Genomic DNA, 22,280 nt, shown 5'->3' with positions numbered 1-22,280 from the left:
CGGCCCCGACGGCCCGTCAGCTTTTACCGCGCCGGGGGTGCTACGTGGGGTATGCCAAAGTACTCGACGGGCGACGGAGGCGGCGACGACGGCGGCGGTGCCTGCGAGCTCTGCGGACGCGAGACGGCGAACCTCCAACGGGCGAACGTCGCGGGCGCGCGCCTGCTCGTCTGTTCGAACTGCCGCCCGCACGACGACTCGAGACGAGGGTCGGGCGGCGGCGGTGGAGGCGGTGGCGGTGGCGGCGGAGGCGGCTCCGGCGGCGGAAGCGGCTCCGGCAGCCCCGGCGGCGCGGACGGGAGCGACGGCCCGCGCAGCCGCACGCAGGAGATCGCCAACAAGCAGGCGAAGATGTACGACGCCGCGACCGGTGACTCCTCCCACTGGGAGGAGGAGGGAACGAGCTACGAGGAGGACCGGCTCCCGTACCTCGTCTCGGGGTACGGCGACGTGACGACCGAGGCCCGCCAGGAGGCGGGTCTCACCGTCGAAGAGCTGGCCGCGGAGCTCGGGATCGACGAGGACGACCTGCTCGCGATCGAGGACGGGCGGGCGGCGACCGCCGGCGTCGGCGGCTCGGTCGTCCGCGCGGTTGCGGATCGCCTCGACGTGACGCTCGTCGACGAATGAACGCGATCAAGGACAGCGTCCACGGCCACGTCCGGCTGGATCCGGTCGCGGCCGAGCTGATCGACACGCCGGCGTTCCAGCGGCTGCGCCACATCAAACAGCTGTCCACGGTCCGGCTCGTTTATCCCTCCGCAAACCACACCCGCTTCGAGCACAGTCTCGGCGTCTACCACCTCGCCCGGCAGGCGCTCGACGGGCTCGATCTGGACCCCGACACCGCCGCGCACCTCCGGGCGGCCGCGCTGCTCCACGACGTGGGACACGGTCCGTACGGCCACCAGACCGAGGGGATCATCCGGCGACGAACGGGCCGGGACCACGACGACGTCGAGTGGCTCCTGACCGACCCCGAACGGGAGGTCACCCGCGTCCTCGAGCGCAACGGCCTCGATCCGGATCGCGTGGCGGCGCTGATCGCGGGCGAGGGCGGCGTCGGAGCGATCGTCTCGGGCGAATTGGACGTCGACCGCATGGACTACCTCGTGCGCGACGCCCACCACACGGGCGTCCCCTACGGCACCGTCGACACCGGGCGGCTGGTGAACGAGCTCCGGCTCGTCGAGGGCGGGAGCGGACGGGGCGACGGCGGACGTGGACGGGACGTCCGAGTGGGAGACTCCGACCCCGCGAGCGCCGACCTCGTGCTCGCCGAAGGGAACGTCGCCACCGCGGAGAGCCTGCTTTTAGCCCGGTCGCTGATGAACGCGGTCGTCTACCGCCACCACGTCTCCCGCGTGGCCGGCGCGATGCTCGAACGCGCCTGCGAGCGCTACCTCGACCGGACCGAAACGGACGTCGAGCGCTTCCGACGGATGGCCGACCACGACCTGCTCGTCGAACTCCGCGAGCACGTCCCGGATATCGGCCGGCGGATCGAGCGGCGCGACCTCTACAAGCGGGCGGTCTGGGCCGGACTCGCCGAGGTCCCCGCGGGCACCGTCGACGCCGATCACGGGGCGGCGCTCGCGGCCGAACGCGAGATCGCCGAGCGGGCCGGTGTCGACTCCGAAAGGGTCGTCGTCGACGTCCCGTCGCGACCGGGTCTCAAGGAATCCGGCTCCGCCGTCGTCGTCGACGGGATCACTCAGCGGCTGTCGGACGCCTCCGAGCTCGTCGCCGGGATCCGGGCGGCGGAGCGCAGTCGGTGGCGGCTCGGCGTGTACTGTCCCGTCGAGGACGTGAGCGCGGTTCGCGGCGCGGCCCGTGACGTGTTGGGACTCCGCGTCGCCGAGTGACCTGAGAGCGGTCGGATCCGCTCACCACGCTCACTCGGGAGTCGGCTTCGGGACCGCGAACACGGGGAGGTCACTCGAGAGGATCACGTCCTGGGTGACGCTCCCGAACACGGCCTTCCCGCTCGGGCGACGTTTCCGACCGGAGACGCAGATCGCGTCGGCGTCGACGTCGGCGGCTGCCTCGACGATCTCGGTTTCGGGATCGCCGCTCGCCTCGTGGTGGGCGACCGACACGCCCGCGTCCTCGAGCGCCTCGCGGGCGCGTCTGACCGCCGCGAGCTGGTTGACCGACGCCCCCTCGGGGTTGTCCGTGAACACGTGACAGAGGTGTGCTGTCAGGCCGTCTTTCGCGCCGGGGAGATCCGCGACGGCGCGCGCCTGGGCGGTCGCTCGCGCCTCGTCGTCGTCGATGGCGATGAGCACGTCGTACATGGCACACGATCGTTCGGGTTAGGTAATAAATCGTGGTACTCGTCGGGGGTTCACGTCACCGAATCCGCTCCTCGGGCGGTCCGCAACTCCGGACGCCCGCGTTTTTAACCGATCCCGACGAAGGACGCGCATGACCACGGTCAAGGACACCGTCCACGACCACATCGAGATCGACGGCGTCGGCGCGGCGCTGCTCGACACGCCGGCCGTTCAGCGGCTGCGACACGTCAAACAGCTCGGTACCGTCCGGCTCGTCTACCCCTCCGCGAACCACACCCGCTTCGAGCACAGTCTCGGCGTCTACCACCTCGCCCGACAGGCGCTCGATCACCTCGGGATCGGCGGCCGGCAGGCCGACCGGATCGAGGCGGCCGCGATGCTCCACGACGTGGGACACGGCCCGTTCAGCCACAACCTCGAGTCGCTCACCCACCGCCGGACCGGGAAGTACCACGACGACGTCGAGGAACTGCTCGACGGCGGCGAGGTGGGCGCGATCCTCCGCGAGCACGACCTCGATCCCGATCGTGTCGCCGGGATCGTCGCCGGCGAGGGCACGTACGCCGGCCTCGTCTCGGGCGAATTGGACGTCGACCGCATGGACTATCTCGTGCGCGACGCCTACCACACGGGCGTCCCCTACGGCACCATCGACACCGAACGGTTCGTCCGGGAGCTCACCTTCGTGGAGGGTGTCGAATCCGGGGGAGACTCGCCCACGCTCGTCCTGGACGAGGGGAACGTCCAGACGGCGGAGAGCCTCCTCCTGGCCCGGGCGTTGATGAACCCGGTCGTCTACACCCACCACGTGGCACGGATCTCGAAGGCGATGCTCCGACGGGCGGCCGCGGACCTCCTCGAGGCGACCGCGACGACCGCGGCCGAGCTTCGCCGGATGGACGATCACGACTTCCTGGCGGCGGTCCGCGACTGTCCGGCGACGGCGGAGATATCGCGGCGGTACGACGAGCGCGACCTCTACAAGCGGGCGGTATGGGCGGAGTACGGCGACGTCCCCGACCGCGTCCACGACGCCGACCACGCGACCGAGCTGGCGCTCGAACGCGAGATCGCCGAGGAGGCCGGCGTCGCCCGCGAGGACGTGATCCTCGACGTACCGCCGGAGCCCTCGATGCGCGAGTCGACCGCACGGGTGACGGTCAACGGCGAGGTCCGGCGGCTCGAGCGGCAGTCGCCGCTCGTCTCCGCGCTGCGGGTCGCCCAGCGAAACCAGTGGCGGCTCGGCGTGTACGCCCCCGACTCGGCGACCGATCGGGTCGGGCGGGCGGCCGCCGAGGTACTCGGGCTCGATCCCGACGCGCTCGTGATCGAGGTCCGGAAGGCGATGCCGACGACGCTCGACGAGTTCTGATCCGTCGTCGCGGGAGGAACGACCACCGCGACAATCCCGTCGATCGCGACCGCCGCGACCACCCCGTCGATCGCGACCGCCGCGACCTCCGTGACCGCCGAACCGTCCCGGTACGTTTTATGTTCGGGACGGAGACGCCGGCGTATGGACATCGAAGGGACCGTCCTCCGCGGCCCCGACTTCGAGCCCGTCGAGGGACGCGTCGTCGTCGAGGGGGACGAGATCGCCGCGATCGAGGAACGGGAGACCGAGAGCGACGCCGTGATCCTCCCGGCGTTCGTGAACGCGCACACCCACATCGGCGACTCGATCGCCAAGGAGGCGGGCGCGGGGCTCTCGCTCGACGAACTGGTCGCGCCGCCGGACGGGCTGAAACACCGCCTGCTGCGCGCGGCGAGCCACGAGGAGAAGGTGGCCGCGATGGCGCGGACCCTCCGGTACATGGAGTCGACGGGGACGGGGACCTTCCTCGAGTTCCGCGAGGGCGGCGTCGACGGGGTTCGCGCGCTTCGGGACGCGCTCGCGGGCGACGGGGTCGACTTCGGCGAACGGGACCTCGAGGCGGTGGTGCTCGGTCGCGACGACCCCGACGTGCTCCCGGTCGCGGACGGCTACGGGGCGTCGGGCGCTCGCGACGCCGACTTCGGGGCGGTCCGCGAGGCGACCCGCGAGGCGGGCAAGCTGTTCGGCATCCACGCGGGCGAGCGCGACGCCGAGGACATCGACCCGGCGATGGACCTCGATCCGGACTTCCTCGTCCACATGGTCCACGCGGAGGGTGACCACCTCGACCGGCTCGCGGAGACGGGGACGCCCGTCGCCGTCTGTCCGCGGTCGAACCTCGTGACGAACGTCGGCGTGCCGCCGATCCGCGAGCTCGCCGAGCGGACGACCGTCGCGCTCGGTACCGACAACGTCATGCTGGACTCGCCGTCGATGTTCCGCGAGATGGAGTTCGCGGCGAAGCTCTCCGATCTCCCCGCCCGCGAGGTGCTCCGGATGGCGACGCTGAACGGGGCGGCGATCGCAGGGCTCGACTGCGGCGCGATCGAGCCGGGACGGCGGGCGGACCTGCTCGTGCTCGACGGCGACTCCGACAACCTCGCGGGCGCGCGGGACGTCGTTCGAGCGGTCGTGCGTCGTGCGGGGAGCGCGGACGTCTCTCGGGTCGTTCTCGGCGGCGAGACGGTTCACCGGGCGTGACGCCGGTCGGGAACCCGTCGCGCTCGCGTCGGGGGAGCGCGCCGGAGAGAAATCGTTTAGTCGCTGGATCGACCCGGTGAGTCCATGCACGCGATCACGCAGTCCGGGTGGGTCGAGGTCATCTCCGGCTCGATGTTCTCCGGGAAGACCGAGGAGCTCCTCCGTCGGCTGCGGCGCGCGGAGATCGCCGGCCAGTCGGTGACCGTCTACAAGCCCGCGGTCGACGACCGCTACGGCGAGACCACGATAGGCACCCACAACGGCCGGCAGTGGGACGCGACCGTCGTCGACAACGACGGGGACGGCCCGCTGGAGATCCTGGAGCGTCCGGACGCCGAGGTCGTCGCGATCGACGAGGCCAACTTCTTCTCGGACGCGCTCGTCGAGGTCTGTAACGCGCTCGCCGACCGAGGATCGCGGGTTATCGTCTCGGGGACGGACCAGACGTTCCGCGGCGAGCCGTTCGAACCGCTGCCCCGACTCATGGCGACCGCCGAGTACGTCGACAAGCTCCGGGCGATCTGTACGGTGTGCGGCGAGCCCGCCACCCGGAACCAGCGGCTCATCGAGGGTGAACCCGCCCACGCCGAGGACCCGACGATCCTCGTCGGCGCGGAGGAGTCCTACGAGGCCCGGTGTCGCGACTGTCACGTGCTCCGGACCGGCGAACGGGAAGAGCGGAGCGAGCGCCCCGGGCGGGTCGGCGGGGAGAGCGCGGTCGACGACTGACTCGGGTGTCCCCTCGGGCGTCGATCACCCCTTGATGTTACACACCGGGAACGTGCGGGCGACCGTGTCGCCGATGCCGAGTTCGTCGCTGACACGGACCACCTCGTCGACGTCCTTGTACACGCCGGGGGCCTCCTCGGCGACGGTCGCGCCCGACTGGGCTTTCACGTAGATCGCCTGTTCGCGCTCGAGGTCGTCCTGTACGTCGCCGCCCCAGAACTCCTGTTTCGCCTGTGTCCGGCTCATCAGCCGGCCGGCCCCGTGGGCCGTGGAGCCGAACGAGACCGACATCGACTCCGCGCCGCCGCGGAGCACGTACGACCCAGCGCCCATGCTGCCGGGGATGATAACGGGCTGGCCGACGGAGCGGTACGCCTCGGGGACCTCCTCGCGGCCCGCGGGAAACGCGCGCGTCGCCCCCTTGCGATGGACGTACAGCTCGCGGTCGGCGCGGTCGACCGCGTCCTCGGCGACGGTGGGACGGCCGTCGGGGCCGACGGGGACCTCGTGGGTCTCCTTCTTACCGATGTTGTGGGCCACGTCGTACAAAAGCTCCATCCCGAGGTCGTCGATCGGATCGGCGTCGAAGACGTCGCCGAACACCTCGCGCGTCCGGTGGGTGATGAGCTGGCGATTCACCCACGCGAAGTTGATACACGCGCCCATCGCGCCGTAGTACTCCTCGGCCAGCTCGGACCCGGCGGGCGCGGCCGCGAGCTCCTTGTCCGGTAGCGACTCGAGGAGATCGGCGTGCTCCCGCTCGATCCGCCGGAGGTAGTCGTTACACGTCTGGTGGCCGAGCCCGCGGCTCCCGCAGTGGATCAGGACGACGATCTGCCCCTCCGAGAGCCCGTACGCCTCGGCGACCTCCTCGCGGAAGACGTCGGTGACGCGCTGGACCTCGAGGAAGTGGTTGCCGGAGCCGAGCGAACCCATCTGGTTGCGCCCCCGATCCGTGGCCTTCTGGGAGACGTACTCCGGCTTGGCGTCCGGCCGTCGCCCCTCGTCCTCGCAGTGCGCCAGGTCGCTCTCGATCCCGTACCCCTCCGAGACCGCCCACTCGACGCCGCGGGAGAGCGCGCCCTCGATCGCGTCGGAGTCGCCGTCGATCACGCCGCCGCCGCCGAGCCCTGACGGGATCGCCTCGAAGAGCGCGTCGACGAGTTCGGCCTCGCGGCCGCGGACGTCGTCGTAGGTCAGCGAGGTGCGGACCATCCTGACTCCGCAATTTATGTCGTACCCGATAGCTCCGGGAGAGATACACCCGGTGCGGGCGTCGATCGCGCCGACGCCGCCGACGGGGAACCCGTACCCCTGGTGGCCGTCGGGCATACACAGCGCGGGCTCGACCATCCCGGGGAGGTGCGTCGCGTTCTTGAGCTGTCGGAGGGTGTCGTCCTCGCCGATCTCCTCGAGGAGCGCCTCGCTGGCGAGCACCCGCGCCGGGACGTTCATATCGCCCTCGCGCGGTATCTCCCAGACGTGCTCTCGAAGCTTCTCGAGGCGGATCCCGTCGAACTCGCGCGTGGTCATGCGCGGAGGTTCGACGGCGGGGGGGAAGGGCGTTACGTGTGGTCGGCGACGGAACCGTCCGTCGGTGGCACGCCGCCCCCGTTCCGGTTCAGACGTCGAAGACGACGTAGGCGTACCACCCGTCGTCGCGACGTTCGAGCGTCATCTCGGAGTACGTGACCGCCTTGATCTCCCTTGCGGCCACCGCATCGAGGGGCACGCCGCGAGCGCCGGCCTCGACGATGTACGTCGGCTCGTCCTCGTCGTCGGGACCGATCGAATCGGGTTCGATCACTCGACACTCGTGGTCCGCGGGGAGAACGAGCCGCACGTCGCGCTCGTAGATCAGGCGATCGAGGTAGTCGAAGAGCAGCGCCTCGCGGCTCTCGGCAGCCTCCCGGAGAGTGAACCGCTCGCCCCCCTCCGCGGGGACCGACTCACAGCTCGCGGCGGTCAGTCCGTCCGCGACCGCTGCGAAAAGCGCCGAGAGACTCGGGGCGGTCGCCTCGACGGCGACGTCGGCCGTGTGATCCCGGAGTTCGTAGCTCACGGTCCGTCGTTTCGGGCGGGGTCGGTTTCGGTGTTGTCATCGTCGTCGAGCGCCGCCTCGTCGCTCGGATCGGGCGGGTCGAACCGCTCGTCGAGCCGGCCGGTCACGGACAGCTGGCGCAGCTCCTTGCCGGAGAGGCCCGTCGTCCCATCAGTTCCCTCGGCCTCTCCGGTCGCGTCCTCGAGTGCGACCCCGCTCGTCACCAACGCCCGGATCCCCTGTTCGACGGTCAGGTCGACGTCGACTATCCGCGATTCGGGAACGAAAACGACGTGTCCGCCCATCACCGGGTTCGGAGCCATCGGCATGAAGAGCGTCCGCATCGCTTCGCCGTCGGACGGATCGGCGACGGCCTCGGGCGTCTCGCTCGTGACGAACGCCAGGGTGTACGTTCCCTCGGTGGGGAACTCGACGAGGACGACCTCTCGGAAGTTCCCGCCGTCGGACTCCAGCATCACGTCGCTCATCTGTCTGAACCCCTCGTAGACGGAGCCGATGCCGGGAACCCGTTCCATCGCGACGTCGACGTAATCGACCGCGATCTCCCCGTATCGGGTGGATTCGACGGCCAGCCCGATGAGGACGATCGACGCGACGAAAACGACCGGCGTCGCGACCTCGATCAACAGCTCGCGTCCGACACGCCCGACGACCGGTAGCGTGAACTCGGGGAAGACGAGCACGAGCGCCGAGGAGAACGCGTCGAGGTAGTCGTACACCGCGTTGAACGCGATCGTGAGCACCACGAGCGTGATGACGAGCGGGACGATCACGGCGACGCCCGTGAGGAACGCCTGTCGGAGTCGCCCGCGACCCGATAACGATTCGCCGGCCATGGCGGAGACACGGCGGAGTCCGTCAAAACGCTTCGGTACGCTTCGGTCAGTCGATCGAAACGACGCGAGATCGGTTCGCGGCCGGTGGAGTTATATTCCACAGGCGTGTTACGTTTTCCCAGTGAGCGTCAACGTGGAGCGACGGACGGACCCGCCCGGCGATTCCGAACACGTCCTCGAGGCGTGGGAACTCAAAGAGCGGATCCACCGGGTCGACGGCGTCCTCCGTCAGCGACGCGGGTTCTTCACCGACGCCTATCGCCGGTCCACCACGCACCTCATACTCGAGGACGACGAAGTGATCGCATTCGCCTCGGTTCGCCGGGACGGCTACGTGCTCTTTCTCGCCGTCGACCCCGACCACCGCGGACGCGGGCTGGCCGAGCGACTGATCGCCGACGTCGCCGAGGAGTATCAGTCCGTCTCGTGTCACGCGCGGAGCACCAACGAGCGGGCGCTCGGCTTCTACGAACATATCGGCTTCGAGGTGAAACGCCGGATCGACGGCTACTACGAGGACGGCGGCGACGCCTACTACCTCACGCTGGGGCCGAACAGCCTCCGCGAACGGCTCTCGGAGTTCGTCCGCGGGTAGGAATATCTACGACCGTCCCTCGTCCCGCTAAGTACCCGAACCGACACGCATTAGCGCCCGCCGCGAGGAGACGCGAACATGACCGATCCCACAGTCGAGGACCTCCTCGAGCGCGTCCGCGAGGGCGACGTGCGGCTCCACGAGCTGGACGACCACGTCGACGCCGGGACGGCCGCGACCGTTCGCCGTCGGCTGGTCGCCGACGAGTCCGGGGCCGACCTCGACGTCGTCGGCGAGTACGCCTTCGACGCGGCCGCCGCCGACCCGAACATCGACAACATGATCGGCGGGGTCCAGGTTCCGCTCGGCGTCGCGGGACCGGTGGCCGTCGACGGCGGCGCGTTCGACGGCGACCGGTACCTGCCGATGGCGACGACCGAAGGGGCCTTGGTCGCCTCCGTCAACCGCGGCTGTTCGGTCATCGACGCGGCGGGGGGCGCGACGGCCCGCGTCACGAAGAGCGGGATGACCCGCGCACCCGTCTTCCGCGTGGCCGACGTGGCGGAGGCGGAGGCGCTCGTCGAGTGGGTCCGCGACAACGAGGACCGGCTCCGCGAGGCCGCCGAATCGACGACGAGCCACGGCGAGCTGCTCGGCGTCACGCCCTACGTCGTCGGCAACAACGTCTACCTGCGGTTCCGCTTCGACACGAAGGACGCGATGGGGATGAACATGGTCACCATCGCGACCGGCGAGGCCTGCGACGTCGTCGAGGCGGAGACCGACGCGGAGCTGGTCGCGCTCTCGGGGAACCTCTGTTCGGACAAGAAGCCCGCCGCGGTCAACGCGGTCGAGGGACGGGGGCGGTCGGTGACCGCCGACGTCGAGATCCCCCGCGAGGTCGTCGAGGAGCGGCTCCACACGACGCCGGTGGCGATAGCCGAGATCAACACGCGCAAGAACCACGTCGGATCCGCGAAGGCGGGCTCGCTCGGCTTCAACGCCCACGTCGCCAACGCGGTGGCGGCGATGTTCCTCGCGACCGGCCAGGACGCGGCCCAGGTCGTCGAGGGGTCGAACGCGATCACCACGGCCGAGGCGACCGCCGACGGCGACCTCTACGTCTCGGTGTCGATCGCGAGCCTCGAGGTCGGGACGGTCGGTGGCGGCACGAAGCTCCCGACGCAGGCGGCCGGCCTCGACGTGCTCGGCGTCCGCGGCGGCGGCGACCCCGCCGGCAGCAACGCCGACGCGCTCGCGGAGGCGATCGCGGTCGGCGCGCTCGCCGGCGAGCTCTCGCTTCTCGCCGCGCTCGGGTCGAGACACCTGGCGTCGGCGCACGCGGACTTGGGCCGGTAGTCGGGCGGAAGGGCCGGTCCGTTCAGTCCGTTCAGCCCTCGTCGCCGTCCTCGATCGCCCGCGCCGCCGCCAGCACGTCCTCGTGGAGGCGACCGTTGGAGGCGACGAGCCCGACCGAGTCGTGTCGCCAGCGGTTCCCCTCGAGATCCGTCACCCGTCCTCCGGCCTGTCGGACCATGAAGACGCCCGCGACGGAGTCCCAGGGGTTCGCGCGGAGGTTCGAGATCGTCCCCTCCAACCCGCCGGCGGCGACCGTCGGGAGGACGACCTGTGCCGCGCCGAGCCGACGCATGTCGCCGAACCGAGTCACGATCGCCTCGCAGGCGTTCGCGTACTCCCCTCTGGAGTCGTGATCCCACCACAGCGTCGGGTCGACGGTCCCGCGTCGGGGCTCGGCCGCGTCGCTGACGGACAGCCGCTCGCCGTTGCGGTACGCGCCGTCGTCGTCGGCGGTGTAAACGTCCTCGAGGGCGGGACATACCGTCGCGGCTGCGACCGGCTCGCCGTCGACGACGGCCGCCACCGCCGTCCCCCACACGCGGATCTCGCGGACGAAGTTGTGCGTGCCGTCGATGGGGTCGATCACCCACGCAGGCCCCTCGTCGGGCACGCGCTTGCGGGCGTCCTCCTCCTCGCCGACGACGGCGTCGTTCGGGAACGACTCGCGGATCGTCTCGATGACGGCGCGCTGGGCGGCCCGGTCGGCCTCGGTCACCACGTCGTCCTCGCCTTTCGACTCCACGTCGATGTCGGTCCGGAAGGCGTCGCTCGCGATTCGGGCACCCGCCCGCGCGGCCCGCTCGGCCAGCGCGGCCCGCTCGTCTACGTCGGTCATGGCCCGGATCCGACCTCCGGACGCGTATAAACGTCGATCCGGCGACCCGGGGCGGTCCGACGAACGCCTGGCCGACGGCGAATCCGTCGCCGGGACCGACTCCCGGACTGGTGCCGGGGTCGACGCCGGATCCGACCCTGGCAGTATTAACTCAGTTCCGAATCCGAGTACAGTTAAGTGCGTCGAGCGAGGACGTACGCATATGAGACCCGAGGAAGCGGTCCGGCAGCTGGAATACGCCATCGACGCCTCGCTCGACGAGATCGGTCAGCGCGCCGCCGCCGGCTACCGGCCGACGTTCGAGCGTGTCGCCGACCGCGCCGACGGGGCCGCCGTCTACACGCTGGCCGGCGAGCTCGCCGACGAGGTCGTCTGCGGCGACTGCCCGACTCCCGCCGAGGCGAACGAGGCGGCGGAGCGCGTGCTCGCCGATCGGGCGTACACCGACGGCGGCGCGTAGTCGACGCGATCCGAGTCCCGACGCTTCGTTTCTCCGGATTTCCTCCCTCGAGCCCGTCGTCTCCCGGTCCGTCTCGGTTTCCGGATCGTTCTCGATTTTCGGATCGTTCTCGTGTCCCCGAACCTCCTCGCTTTCCGGATTCCCTTCCGAACGTTCGTTCCGGGCTCCGTTTCCCGTCCGCCCCGTCACCGCGGGGCGCGCCGAACGAGGAACAGCGTGGCGAGCACGATGGCGACGAGTACCGCGAGTCCGGCGAAGTCCGCGGGGTCGAACGCGGCCGGTTCCGTCCGCTCCGCCCGTCCCGGTTCGACCGAGGGATCGGTGCCGTCGGCGCTCCCGCCGCCGTCCGACACCGACTCATCTCCGACGGACCCCGTCCCGCGAGTCGGTTCCGGTTCCGGAGCGGTGCCGTCGGATCCCGACTCAGTCCCGGAGTCCGCGTCTGCCCCGTCGACCGGACCCGTCCCGCCGTCGGATGCGGTCTCGGTCGAGCCGGGACTCGACTCCTCCGAGTTCGGCTCGGACTCCCGCACCGCGAGCGAGGCGACCGTCGCGGGGGTGTCCAGCCGATCGTCGTCGAGGACGAGATCGTACGCGCCCGGTTCGTCGAGGCGCAGGGTCACGTTCCGGGTGAGCGCCCCGCCCGGCGCGACGTCCACGGAGAGGGGGCCATCCGCGAGCGCGTCGACCGCAGTTCCGTCGTCGTCGACCGCCCGGACCGCAACCTGCTCGTCGCTCGCGGGGACCGGACCGACGTTCGAGAGGGTCACCTCGAGGGTGATCGCATCCCCGGGCGCGACCGTTTCGGCGGATACAGTCGCGTCGACGGCCTCGAGCGCGGGGCGCCGGGCACCGATCGCGAACGCGGAGAAGCCGTCCGATTCGACCGCGAGCCGGACCGCCTCGTCGGTCTCGGCGATCACTCTCGTCGCGGTCAGTTCCCAGTCGTCGCCCTCGTCTCCGCCCTCGTCGGTCTCGTGATAGGCGGCGAGTCGCTCGGGCTCGACGCCGTCTTCCCGGAGGCGGTCACGGTCCACGATCACCTCCGCGGTCGCCGTCTCGATCGGCTGATCGGGCTCCGCGAAGGAGACCGCGTAGTAGCCGAGCGGGTCGACCCCGGGGCGGTCCACGGGCGCGACCGACCCCGGATGCCCCTCGCTTCCCTCGACCGAGAACTCCACGTCGTCCGGGCGGTTCCGGACGAACGACAGCCGGTCGAGCCGGACCGCGGGGTCGCCCATCTCGAGTCCCTCCAGGTCGACCGCGGTCTCCGAACCCACCGCGACCGAGTACACCTCGACCTCGCGGGCGTCCGGAGCCGGTGAATCCACGAAGACCGTGGGGTCGGACGAGGCGTCATCGTCGTCTCCGTCATCGCCGTCTCCACCACTCCCGCCGCCCTCCTGCGTCATCGCCTGTGGTTCGGCGGGACGGGCGTGAACCGAGACCTCGTCGAGGACACGGTCGCCCGGCATCAGGTCGGCGACGCGGGTGTCGATCCTGACACCTACCGGGACGATCTCGTCCTCGGACGTCAGGAGCGCCGGTTCCCCGTCGCTTTCGGCCGGCTGGCCCTCGATCACGAACGTCACCGCCTGCGAGTCGTGTTCGATCCAGACCTCGGCGGGTTCGCTGCCGTTGTAGACGACGTAGAAGAGGTCGTCCTCGACGCTGACTGCGTCGACGTTGACGCCCCCGGTGTCGAGACGGGGGTTGTCCTCGGTGACGTCGACGACGAGTTCGCCGTCCTCGTCGAGGAAGGTGTACGGGTTGTCGCCGGGCTGGAGGGCGACGTCGTCGTTGAGGGGGTCGGTGGGGCCGTCGAGGACGACCGCGCCGGTGGAGGTTACGAGTGCGGTCGCTCCGATGAGGACGAGTAGCATCGTCGATCCACGGGGCGACATTGCGAGAAAGGGAACGGGCCATGGGTACCAAAGTAATCGGTCCTCGATGGAGCATCGAGGAATGCTCGGGATGCTTCGTAGCCAGTGTCGTCTCGAGATCCGTAGATCGCGTGTCGTCGGTATCGTAGTCATGGCGACGATCGTCGGCACGACCGACGGTAGCGTGGTTGTGTTCGTCGAGGAGTCATCAACCCGTCTCCGGGGCGGGGATCTGACGGCTACTGACGCCTCTGAGAACGAGTGAACTTCGAAGACGGGATACGATTAAAATAAAACGCGTCTGTTAGACGGCGGTCGCCGAGAGACTCAGGCTCCCCGAGATCTCGTCCGCCGTCGTGCCTTCCAGCGCGTTGACGATGAACGACAGTCCGATCGACTCACCGGTAGCCAGTTTCGTATCGAGCTGACCGGTTATCGGACTCGTCGCGATCCCCTCTCGTGTACCGTTTCCACCTTGGGAAGACTGTAGCTCGAAGGCGTATTCGGTGTTGCCGTCGATATCGTCGTTCAGTTCGAAGTCGATCGTGACAGAGAGATCTTCCGCGGATTGGTTCACGACGGCGAGTGCGGATTCGAGGGAATCCTGGCCGTCACTCATATCGGCAGGATCGTCGTCCGTGACCACGGAGAACGTGTCTCCCGTGATATCCTCTACGTCGTCGTCACTGACGAACGCCCCGAACTGGTAGACAGAACTGACGTTCACGCCGGGATCGTCGTCACCGATCGAGATCGTCAGTTCGCCGCCTTCGGTCATCCGAACGCCCGAAATCGCTTCGTTCGCGACCAATCCGACCAGCCCGTCGCTGTCGTCGACGACTTCGATCTGCGCCTGCCGGGAGACCTCCGCGGCGCTGAACGCGCCGGTTCCGGAAGCGAACGCTCCCGTACCGGCCAGCGCTCCCAGCCCGACTACGACATCACGTCGGTTCATGGTTGAATCCCTGTAGTAGAGTTACTGATCAGCGGTGGTGAAATCGTCGTGACTCCCCGCGCGAACAACAATATTACCACCCAGATCGTCATCCGTCTCCGCGTCATCGACGACGACGAGGAGGCTGATTTTGACGTCCTTCCCCGAATCGACATCCGTCGAGTAATCAGTGTCATCGGAGTAGATGATACTCGCCTCCCGGTCATCGGGCGTCGCCGACGCGATAAGTGAACTCGTCTGCTCCGGGTCACCGCTCCCTTCCTCGTACTGAGACACCATGTACACTTCAGCTTCCGACGGGAAGTCCGAGTTGGTCTCGTACTCCACTTCGATCGCTTGGTCCGACCCGGACTGGTTGAGCAGTCTGAAGGCGTAGTAGTCCTCAATATCGCTGTCCGTGTCGATCGCGACGTCCTCGACGGTGGTGTCCAGCGTCGGGTTTCCGGGGACTTCGTCGAGATTTCCGATTCCCCCGAGTCCGCCGACTTGGTACTTCGAGTTCGGATTGACACCGTCTCCGGGCCCATCCACGTCGAAATCGATGACGAGTTCGTTCCCGTTGGCACCTCCATCATTCGAGACGAGTTGGCTGGTACCTGCTTCGAGACCGATCAGCCCGTCCGTGTCATCCACGACCTCAATATTCGCTTTCCGGCCATCGAGTTCCGCGGCGGTGAACGCCCCGGTACCCATCGCGGCCGCGCTTCCTGAAGCCAATGCACCCAGTCCGATCACGAATTTGCGACGTTCCATGTCGTATCTCACCTGTGTTCACACACCCCCGCGCTCGGACGGCCGGGCCGGGAGTGCTTGGATGTCACATACGGGGGGAGGTACTTCGTTATGAGATCCTCGACATGTTCGCGAGGCTGTCTCGTCGGTTCCTCGAGGCGGACTCGTTGTGGCCCAAGCGCCCCTCGTGGTCTCATCGAGCGGGTCCTGCGGGCCGTGTAGGACCCCCATACCGATCGTTAGGGACTGTTTATACACGATCGACGATCAGCGAGGGAACCAGTATGGATTCCATACGTCCGTTCAACCTCTCCTCTCTCGAGCGACGAGAGACTCCATCTATTGATAGATCTGATAAATTAACAGATAAATTATCCAACTACTTTATGGTATCACCTCCCACACGCTACAAGCGAAATCAACCGGTTCGGAGGTCGGGGGACCGTCGGCCGGGAAAGGAAGGAGGTTTCCACACCAATGCTATCAGCTCTCGACACGACTGCCGGATCGAACGCGAACGGAGGTGAACTGTCTCAAGACGAGATATTCGACGTGCTCTCGAACCGCAGACGACGGTTCGTGATCCACGCGCTCAAACGCACGGAGGAACCGCTCGACGTCTCCGAACTCTCCACGCACGTCACCGCCTGGGAGGTCGGCGTCGAGCCGGAGGAGGTGACGTACGAGGACCGCCGGAACGTGTACAGCACGCTCCAGCGCACCCACCTCCCGAAGCTGGAGGAGAAGGACATCGTCACCGTCGACGACGAGAACCTCGTCAGGGCCACACCGACGCTGGAGAACCTCGACATCTACGTCGAGGTGTTGGGAAGCAGGGAGATCCCCTGGAGTCTCTACTACGTCGGACTCGCTGGCGTCGCCGTCTCGTTGCTTCTCGCGGTCGCGACCGACACGCCGGGGTTCGCCGCGCTCGCCCCGCTCGACGTTGGGATCTTCACGGTGACCGTCTTCGGCGTGTCGTCGATCGTCCACCACGTCGTCGGCCGACGCACCCGCCTCGGCAACACGGAGAGGCCGCCGGAACTCCGAACGCGCGAATGAGTCCACGGGACCGCCAATGAACGTGATCACCCGAACGCCGCCGGCCCGCACGAGCGCCCTGCGTACCCTGAGCGTCCTGCTCGCGTTCACGGCGGCGGTCGGGCTGGTGTTCGGCACCGCGGGCTTCTCCGCGATGGAGGCCGATCGCGGACTCGCGGTCAACGTGACCGACGACGAGAACGCGTACCTCGGCTACGAGCCGATCGCGAACGCGACCGGCAGCGGAGAGCCGACCGCGGTGGTCGAGTACCGAAACCGGTTCGGCGACTCCCTCGATCGGTTCGACGTCGACGTCTCGATCGCGAACGCCGAGCACGTCGACGCGTCGATCGAATCGACGACCGCGCCCGACGAACTCGGTGAGGGTAACGCGAGCCCGGTGACCGTCACCCTGTCCTGTTCCGCCGAAGCGGACGTCGAACTCTCCTTCGAGGCGGACGGGAGCGGTGGCGGGACGAGCGTCTCGCTGGAACGGACCCACACCGTGACGTGTCTCTCGCCCGCCGATCAGATCACTGTCGACTTCGTCGGCAAGGGCAACGGAAACGGTAACGCCCGGATCAACGGTCCGGAGCGGTATTACCCGCTCGACGTCGAAGTGGTAACGAATCAGGGAATTCAGAACACTACCGTTCACGCCCCGGGCGGGAAGGTGCGGAACGGAGGACACGTCTCGGGACGGATCCAGATGGTTCGGATCCCCGAGTACGGGATCGAAAAGCGCGCTCCCGACCCTTCCGCGGGTTAACGACTCGACTGCGGCGTACGCACGCTCCCGTCGAACCGGTTCCGCCTACAACTCCATTCGTTCGCCTAACACCGGTGCGCTCGCGTCGAACCCGTCCGCCCGGAGGTCCTCGGCGAAGGCTTCACACCGGTCGCCGTGATTCACCAGCACCCGCGCGTCGCGGTAGTCGTCGAGGAACGACTCCAGTCCCCCGCGGTCCGCGTGCGCGGAGAAGTCGAAGGAATCGATCCGCGCGCTGACGGGACGGACCCGCCCGTTCAGCTCCATCCGGCCACGTTCCTGTAGCTCCCGACCGGGCGTCCCCTCGACCTGGTAGCCCGTCAGCGTCACCGCGTTCGTCGGGTTCGCCCGGATCGCCGGGAGGTACGAGCGGACCGGCCCGCCGGCGAGCATCCCGCTCGTGGTGATCACGAGGGCGTTGTCGCCGGCGATCCGCTCGCGCCGGCCGTCCCGCCCCGTCACGAACCGCGCCGCCCCCTTCGCCCGTCGGAGGGCCTCGGGGTCGCGGAGGAACTCCGGGTGCCGGCGGAGCAGCCGCGTCACCTCCTTTCCCATCCCGTCGACGTAGGGCGACAGGTCGTTCGCGGCGGCGACGAGCATCAGTTCCTGGGTCCGGCCGATCGCGAACGCGGGCGCGACGACGGTGCCGCCCTCCCAGATCGTCGTCCGCACGCGATCGGCCCAGCGCGCCTCGACCGCCGCGCGCTCCTCGTGGGTCACGTCCGCGTAAGTCGATTCGCAGATCACGACGTCGGCGTCGGGCCGCGCCGTCGTCCCCGACACCAGCCGCTGATCGTCGGTGTGGAAGTCGCCGGTGTACAGCAGGCGGGTGTCGCCGTCGTCCACGAGCACGTGCGCCGATCCGGGGACGTGGCCGGCGTTGAGGAGCGTCACCTCGTATCCGCCGCCGTCGACCCCCTCGGCGACCGAGAACGGCTCTCCGTAGCCGTGGCGTACCTCCACCTCGCCGAGCCGCGCGACGTGTTCCTCGGAGAAGGGACAGAGCGGGCTGTTCCCGTGGAGCTTCAGCGTGTCGCGTGCGAGGACCCGCGCGAGGTCGGCGGTCGGCGGCGTCCAGTGGATCGGCGGTCGCCGGTTGCCCTTCAACAGCGCCGGCACCGCGCCGACGTGGTCGAGGTGGCCGTGCGAGACCACGACCGCGTCGGGCTCGGGCTCGCGGATCGGGTACCGCGGCGGGTCGGCCGTCAGCAGGCCGTAGTCGAGGAGCAGCGAGTCGTCGACGAGGATCGCGCTCCGGCCGACCTCGCGGGCCCCGCCGAGGAACTCGACGTCCATGGCGTCCGTAGCCCACGACCCCGTTAGTGTCCGTCGGTCCCGCCGCCACCGAGGACTGGAAGCGGACGGACCAGCGGCAGGGGGCCGACGAGCCACACCCACGCCGCGAGCATGAGCGCGCCCGGCAGCTCCGGCAGTGCGAGCCCCGTCACCGGCCAGAATCCCGCGAGGAACGTCGCCCAGACGGCGACGTGGACCGGGACGAACGCGAGCGCGACCCGGCCGGTACGGTCTCCCCACCGCGCCAGCCCGTCGATCCCGAAGGCGACCGTGACGAGCAGGTAGAACGCGACCGCCGCCGGACCGTGGAGCGGACGGGTGAGGTCGAAGACGCCGACGCCGGCCATCGCGACCATCGCGAACGCGAAGACGACCGCCCGAAGTCGGCCCACGGCGATCGACGCGCTCTCCCGCTCGCGGACCCACAGCCCAGCCGCGTAGCCGATCCCGGCGAGCCCGCCGAGGATCAGTCCACCGTTGAAGACCGGAGCGCTCCGTTCGCGGGTCCCGAGGTTCGAGAGCGCGTCGGTCGTCCACGAGAACGTCGGGTCGAGACGTATCGCGAGGGCGATCCCGCCCAGCGCGGCGAGCGTCGCTATCGCGCCGAGGAGGCGGGCGGCGGTCGGAGACGGGTCCTCGATCGGCCCGCCCGCCGGTCGGCCGTCGTCCATGATCGAACACTGTCCGACGACGTGTTAAAAGTCGGCTCGGTGGTGGAGCGTGAGGAGCGGCCTGGTGTCGGAGCGGTCCGGTGCCGGCGTCACTCGATCCGCTCGGCGGCGTCCCGCTCGACGAGCGGCGTCGCGTTCGCGGCGGGGAGCGTGACGACGTCCTCGCTCACGAGGTCGTACTCGCGCTCGTCGACGCCGAATATCTCGCCGACGTCGCGGGTGATCCTGACCGTCTCGCGGTCGATCGTCGGCGCGTCGGCGTCGGCCGTCGACGACGACTCGTCCTCGGACGGGTCCGGTCCGTTCGCCGACGACGACGGCTCCCCGTCGACCGATCCGGCCGCACCCGGCGCGCCGGGTGGCGCGGGATCGGGATCCACTGGCGTCGGGCCGCCGTCGGTGCTCGCGGCACCGGGTTCCGCGTCGGTCGCGGGCGCGTTCGACTCGGTCGGATCGGCCAGATCGGAGCGAGGGCCGCCGTCGGTCGATCCCGTCGGAGCGCCGCCCATCGCTCCCGCAAGCACGTCCGAGGACGGGTCGGCTTCCGGTGGGACCGGTTCGTCCGCCTCCGGCGGGACGGCGTCTTCCGCCTCCCGCGGATCCGGGTCGCCGGCGGTTTCCGGACTCGGAGACGAGTCGGGCGTTCCCGTCGACTCGCCGGCGGCGTCGCCGTTTTCGGAGGCCGGAGCTGTCTCGTCGCCTCCCGCGGACGGCGGATCGCCGGCCAGCGTCGCGAGCACCTCGGACTTGTTCTCGCGGATGCGGGCGACGAGGTCGTCGAAGAGCGCGCGCTCCTGGGTCGTCATCCCCTCCGTCTCGACGGACATCTCCGCCGCCGCGAACGACGCGAGCTTGACCACCTTGCCGACGCGCCGTTCGTACAGCGCCTCCGCGACCTCCTCGGCGGTCTCGAGCTCGTCGGACATCCGCCGGACGTCGTCGTCCGAGAAGGGGTTTTCGACCTGCTCCGCGCGCCGGTCGCGCGCGGCACGCAGGTCGGAGACGTACGCGGCGACGTCGTCGTAGAAGGCGTCCCGCAGGTGCTGGAGGCTGTCCTTGCGGCGTTCCTTCGCCTGTACCGAGCGCAGTTCGTCCAGATTCATCGTTCGGGGGCCTTCCGCGCCTCGCCGCGGGCCATCAGGAAGACGCCCGCGAACTCGGGTACGGTGTTCTCGCCGGCTTGGACTGAGACCCTCTTGCCGTTTAATTCTACCGTCGCGTTCTCGTCGACCTCGACCCGGATGTCGCGGCCGATGAAGCGGTCGGGGACCGCGTCTCGGAGCGGGTCGAACGCGTCGAGTTCGTCGCGTGCGATGGGCGTGACGACGAGTGCCGACCCGCCGTGAAGCGTTCCGGGCAGGCGGATGAGCCGGCGCGTGTCCGTCGTCACCGGCTCGTCGATCGGGGCGGCGTCGGTCGCGGCCACGCGGGCGGCGAGCGCGGAGACGAGCCGGCGCACGCCCGGCCCGCCGGCCTCGACGTTCCCCTCGCGGACCGCGTCGGGATTGCGGTCGAACGCGCCCAGTATCGTCTTCGCGCGGCCCTCGCCGATCCCGTCGAGCTCCATGAGCCGCTCGCGGGCCTCCGCGTCGTCCATCTCGCGCAGGTCGTCGGCGTACTCGACGAGTGCCTCGTGGACGCGCGCGCCCCACCCGCCCTCGGTGCGGAGCACGCGTTTCGTCGTTCCGCGGTCGGAGACGGTGCGGATCAGCCCGTCGACGTCGAGGTCTATCGCGCGGACATAGTCGACGACCTCCCGGCGCGCCTCGCTTCCCAGTTCCCGGACCGACTCGTCGCGGACGTGGACGTGGTAGCCGCGTCCGCCGGAGAAGACGACCGAGAGGTCCTCGAACGCGAAGTCGTTCTCGAGGAAATCGAGCAGCCGCAGGAGGGCCTCCTTACACGCCTCGAGCATCTCCCGGTAGGTCGCCTCCTCCGGGTCGACGGCCGGGAGGTGGTCGGCGTCGAGGTCGAAGACGAGGTCGGCCGAGCGCCACCCCTTCTTCGACATGGTCGACGCGCCCGGATCGTCGTACCTGGCGGCCGAGAAGTACGCGTGTCGCGGGGCGTTGTCGGAAAAGAACGTGTCGAGGTCGCCCAGGTCGTACGTCGACTGGTGGCGGACCATCGTCGTGCCCGCACCGGGCGTCCACGGGATGTGTCCCCACTCGCGGAGGTGGGCGTCAGGCGGCGGCGACAGCGAGATCTCCCGGTAGTAGTCGCCGAACCGACCCCGGAGGTACTCGCGCGTCCGATCGTCCATCGTTCCACCCAGTATCCGCGGTCGCCGTATAGGCGTGTCGCTCGCGGTCGAGCCGATCCGAACCCGGAGCGACCACAACCCTTTGAGTCGGGCTCTCCTACCGCTCGGTATGCGCTCCGAAGAGGAGGTCCGCGAGCAGTACGAGTTCCTGCGCGAGGAGTTGGCCGACGAGGACATGTCCCACCGCGGGGTCGAGGAGCTTTTCACCCACTACAAGCGCGCGCTCGGATGGGTGTTGGAAGAGGAACACATGTGAGTCGCGCTCGATAGGTTTATTACTATCAACCCAATACTGTCAGGTGACGCTTCGTCTGGAGGGCCGAAGCGTCAGCGGGGACCAATTTCGAACGCGCGCCTCACGCGGCTTTTTTCCGCGTGGGGCCTGCGTTCGTTCTCGACGATCGAACTTCGAGCCATCGGCTCGCCGACGCGCTCCGTTCGGTTCGCGGTGATCTTCTCGACTTCGTCGAATTCGTATCGATTCTCGAACACACTTCGAGCGCCGAAAAACGCCGTCTATACCGAACTGATAGTATATCATTTGACAGTACTGAACGGCTCACATCGGTGCGATACGTGTCGGATGCTTCCGTATTCGGGATCGGATGTAACGGTATATTTATTTATTTTCCACGTATATATCCGTCCAGCCGCATGTACGACCTCACAGGTTTCCAGCGCGACTTGCTCTACGTGATCGCCGGCCTCGAGGAGCCGCACGGACTGGCGATAAAGGACGAGCTGGAGGACTACTACGAAAAGGAGATCCATCACGGCCGGCTCTATCCGAACCTCGATACGCTCGTCGAGAAGGGTCTCGTCGAGAAGGGACAACGCGACCGCCGAACGAACTACTACACGCTCACCCGCCGCGGACGTCGCGAGATCGACGCCCGCACGGAGTGGGAAACGACGTACATCGAGCACTGACGGACCCTTTCTCCCGATCCGAACTCTCGACGTTTTCGATCTCGACCCTCCT

At 68.8% G+C, this 22,280-nt stretch carries 24 protein-coding genes; 12 read left to right on the top strand and 12 right to left on the bottom strand.

From position 1 onward, the window contains the following. Positions 1-51 precede the first annotated feature (51 nt). Both FN829_RS03700 and FN829_RS03695 read left to right on the top strand, forming a co-directional pair. A complete protein-coding gene (locus FN829_RS03700) occupies positions 52-630 on the top strand; it encodes a helix-turn-helix domain-containing protein (RefSeq protein WP_142985655.1) in 579 nt (192 codons plus the stop codon). Then, positions 627-1,865, top strand: coding sequence for an HD domain-containing protein (locus FN829_RS03695; protein ID WP_142985654.1), 1,239 nt, complete (start codon positions 627-629; stop codon positions 1,863-1,865). The genes FN829_RS03700 and FN829_RS03695 overlap by 4 nt, the downstream gene beginning before the upstream one ends. A gap of 30 nt (positions 1,866-1,895) precedes the next feature. Here FN829_RS03695 and FN829_RS03690 read toward each other — a convergent pair whose 3' ends face one another. Continuing rightward, the gene (locus FN829_RS03690) at positions 1,896-2,297 is read right to left on the bottom strand and encodes a universal stress protein (RefSeq protein ID WP_142985653.1); all 402 of its coding nucleotides are present in this window, start codon (positions 2,295-2,297) and stop codon (positions 1,896-1,898) included. Positions 2,298-2,427: 130 nt separating this feature from the next. On the opposite strand from FN829_RS03690, the gene FN829_RS03685 reads away from it, so the two are divergent. From FN829_RS03685 to FN829_RS03670, 3 genes are all read left to right on the top strand, one after another. Continuing rightward, positions 2,428-3,669, top strand: a complete 1,242-nt coding sequence (locus FN829_RS03685) for an HD domain-containing protein (RefSeq protein ID WP_142985652.1) — start codon at positions 2,428-2,430, stop codon at positions 3,667-3,669. A 144-nt stretch (positions 3,670-3,813) separates the two neighbouring features. Next, on the top strand, positions 3,814-4,872 hold the full coding sequence (locus tag FN829_RS03675; protein ID WP_142985651.1) for an amidohydrolase family protein: 1,059 nt from the start codon (positions 3,814-3,816) through the stop codon (positions 4,870-4,872). An 84-nt stretch (positions 4,873-4,956) separates the two neighbouring features. Next, positions 4,957-5,601, top strand: a complete 645-nt coding sequence (locus tag FN829_RS03670) for a thymidine kinase (RefSeq protein WP_142985650.1) — start codon at positions 4,957-4,959, stop codon at positions 5,599-5,601. Positions 5,602-5,625: 24 nt separating this feature from the next. On the opposite strand, the gene FN829_RS03665 is transcribed toward FN829_RS03670, so the two are convergent. From FN829_RS03665 to FN829_RS03655, 3 genes are all read right to left on the bottom strand, one after another. Further along, positions 5,626-7,134 (bottom strand): RtcB family protein, encoded by a 1,509-nt coding sequence (locus FN829_RS03665; RefSeq protein WP_142985649.1) that lies wholly within the window; start codon positions 7,132-7,134, stop codon positions 5,626-5,628. 88 nt (positions 7,135-7,222) lie between these two features. Further along, a complete protein-coding gene (locus FN829_RS03660) occupies positions 7,223-7,663 on the bottom strand; it encodes an archease (RefSeq protein WP_142985648.1) in 441 nt (146 codons plus the stop codon). Then, positions 7,660-8,499 (bottom strand): DUF502 domain-containing protein, encoded by an 840-nt coding sequence (locus tag FN829_RS03655; RefSeq protein ID WP_142985647.1) that lies wholly within the window; start codon positions 8,497-8,499, stop codon positions 7,660-7,662. The genes FN829_RS03660 and FN829_RS03655 overlap by 4 nt, the downstream gene beginning before the upstream one ends. 121 nt (positions 8,500-8,620) lie before the next feature. Here FN829_RS03655 and FN829_RS03650 point away from each other — a divergent pair, with 121 nt between their 5' ends. After that, complete coding sequence (locus FN829_RS03650; protein ID WP_142985646.1) at positions 8,621-9,094, top strand: GNAT family N-acetyltransferase; 474 nt, start codon at positions 8,621-8,623, stop codon at positions 9,092-9,094. A 78-nt stretch (positions 9,095-9,172) separates the two neighbouring features. Then, the gene (hmgA, locus tag FN829_RS03645; protein ID WP_142985645.1) at positions 9,173-10,393 is read left to right on the top strand and encodes a hydroxymethylglutaryl-CoA reductase (NADPH); all 1,221 of its coding nucleotides are present in this window, start codon (positions 9,173-9,175) and stop codon (positions 10,391-10,393) included. A gap of 31 nt (positions 10,394-10,424) precedes the next feature. Here hmgA and FN829_RS03640 read toward each other — a convergent pair whose 3' ends face one another. Further along, positions 10,425-11,228 carry an inositol monophosphatase family protein gene (locus tag FN829_RS03640; RefSeq protein WP_142985644.1) on the bottom strand — a complete coding sequence of 268 codons (804 nt, stop codon included), beginning with the start codon at positions 11,226-11,228 and terminating at the stop codon, positions 10,425-10,427. Between the two features lie 202 nt (positions 11,229-11,430). On the opposite strand from FN829_RS03640, the gene FN829_RS03635 reads away from it, so the two are divergent. Continuing rightward, positions 11,431-11,688: a hypothetical protein gene (locus FN829_RS03635; protein WP_142985643.1), complete on the top strand. Its 258-nt coding sequence runs from the start codon at positions 11,431-11,433 to the stop codon at positions 11,686-11,688. A 185-nt stretch (positions 11,689-11,873) separates the two neighbouring features. On the opposite strand, the gene FN829_RS03630 is transcribed toward FN829_RS03635, so the two are convergent. The 3 genes from FN829_RS03630 to FN829_RS03620 all read right to left on the bottom strand — a co-directional run bounded on the left by FN829_RS03630 (position 11,874) and on the right by FN829_RS03620 (position 15,279). Further along, a complete protein-coding gene (locus tag FN829_RS03630) occupies positions 11,874-13,571 on the bottom strand; it encodes a hypothetical protein (protein ID WP_185955669.1) in 1,698 nt (565 codons plus the stop codon). Positions 13,572-13,875: 304 nt separating this feature from the next. Then, positions 13,876-14,526: a hypothetical protein gene (locus FN829_RS03625; RefSeq protein WP_142985641.1), complete on the bottom strand. Its 651-nt coding sequence runs from the start codon at positions 14,524-14,526 to the stop codon at positions 13,876-13,878. 21 nt (positions 14,527-14,547) lie between these two features. Then, positions 14,548-15,279, bottom strand: coding sequence for a hypothetical protein (locus FN829_RS03620; protein WP_142985640.1), 732 nt, complete (start codon positions 15,277-15,279; stop codon positions 14,548-14,550). A 456-nt stretch (positions 15,280-15,735) separates the two neighbouring features. Here FN829_RS03620 and FN829_RS03615 point away from each other — a divergent pair, with 456 nt between their 5' ends. Both FN829_RS03615 and FN829_RS03610 read left to right on the top strand, forming a co-directional pair. Then, a complete protein-coding gene (locus FN829_RS03615) occupies positions 15,736-16,320 on the top strand; it encodes a DUF7344 domain-containing protein (protein WP_142985639.1) in 585 nt (194 codons plus the stop codon). Between the two features lie 16 nt (positions 16,321-16,336). After that, positions 16,337-17,068 carry a hypothetical protein gene (locus FN829_RS03610; RefSeq protein WP_142985638.1) on the top strand — a complete coding sequence of 244 codons (732 nt, stop codon included), beginning with the start codon at positions 16,337-16,339 and terminating at the stop codon, positions 17,066-17,068. 45 nt (positions 17,069-17,113) lie between these two features. Here FN829_RS03610 and FN829_RS03605 read toward each other — a convergent pair whose 3' ends face one another. The 4 genes from FN829_RS03605 to priS all read right to left on the bottom strand — a co-directional run bounded on the left by FN829_RS03605 (position 17,114) and on the right by priS (position 21,298). Next, positions 17,114-18,364, bottom strand: a complete 1,251-nt coding sequence (locus FN829_RS03605) for an MBL fold metallo-hydrolase (protein ID WP_142985637.1) — start codon at positions 18,362-18,364, stop codon at positions 17,114-17,116. Positions 18,365-18,387: 23 nt separating this feature from the next. Then, a complete protein-coding gene (locus FN829_RS03600) occupies positions 18,388-19,035 on the bottom strand; it encodes a DUF998 domain-containing protein (protein WP_142985636.1) in 648 nt (215 codons plus the stop codon). Between the two features lie 89 nt (positions 19,036-19,124). Next, positions 19,125-20,138: a DNA replication complex subunit Gins51 gene (locus tag FN829_RS03595; protein ID WP_142985635.1), complete on the bottom strand. Its 1,014-nt coding sequence runs from the start codon at positions 20,136-20,138 to the stop codon at positions 19,125-19,127. Further along, positions 20,135-21,298: a DNA primase small subunit PriS gene (priS, locus tag FN829_RS03590; RefSeq protein WP_142985634.1), complete on the bottom strand. Its 1,164-nt coding sequence runs from the start codon at positions 21,296-21,298 to the stop codon at positions 20,135-20,137. Before priS ends, FN829_RS03595 begins: the two co-directional genes overlap by 4 nt. A 109-nt stretch (positions 21,299-21,407) precedes the next feature. Here priS and FN829_RS15795 point away from each other — a divergent pair, with 109 nt between their 5' ends. Then, complete coding sequence (locus tag FN829_RS15795) at positions 21,408-21,554, top strand: hypothetical protein (protein ID WP_185955668.1); 147 nt, start codon at positions 21,408-21,410, stop codon at positions 21,552-21,554. A gap of 398 nt (positions 21,555-21,952) precedes the next feature. Continuing rightward, a complete protein-coding gene (locus FN829_RS03585) occupies positions 21,953-22,228 on the top strand; it encodes a PadR family transcriptional regulator (protein ID WP_066411259.1) in 276 nt (91 codons plus the stop codon). Positions 22,229-22,280: the final 52 nt, after the last annotated feature.

This window comes from Halorubrum cibi (genome assembly GCF_900182635.1).
Classification (GTDB): Archaea; Halobacteriota; Halobacteria; order Halobacteriales; family Haloferacaceae; genus Halorubrum; species Halorubrum cibi.
Note: the sequence above shows the minus strand (reverse complement) of the source record. Positions and strands in the feature narration are given on the sequence as shown.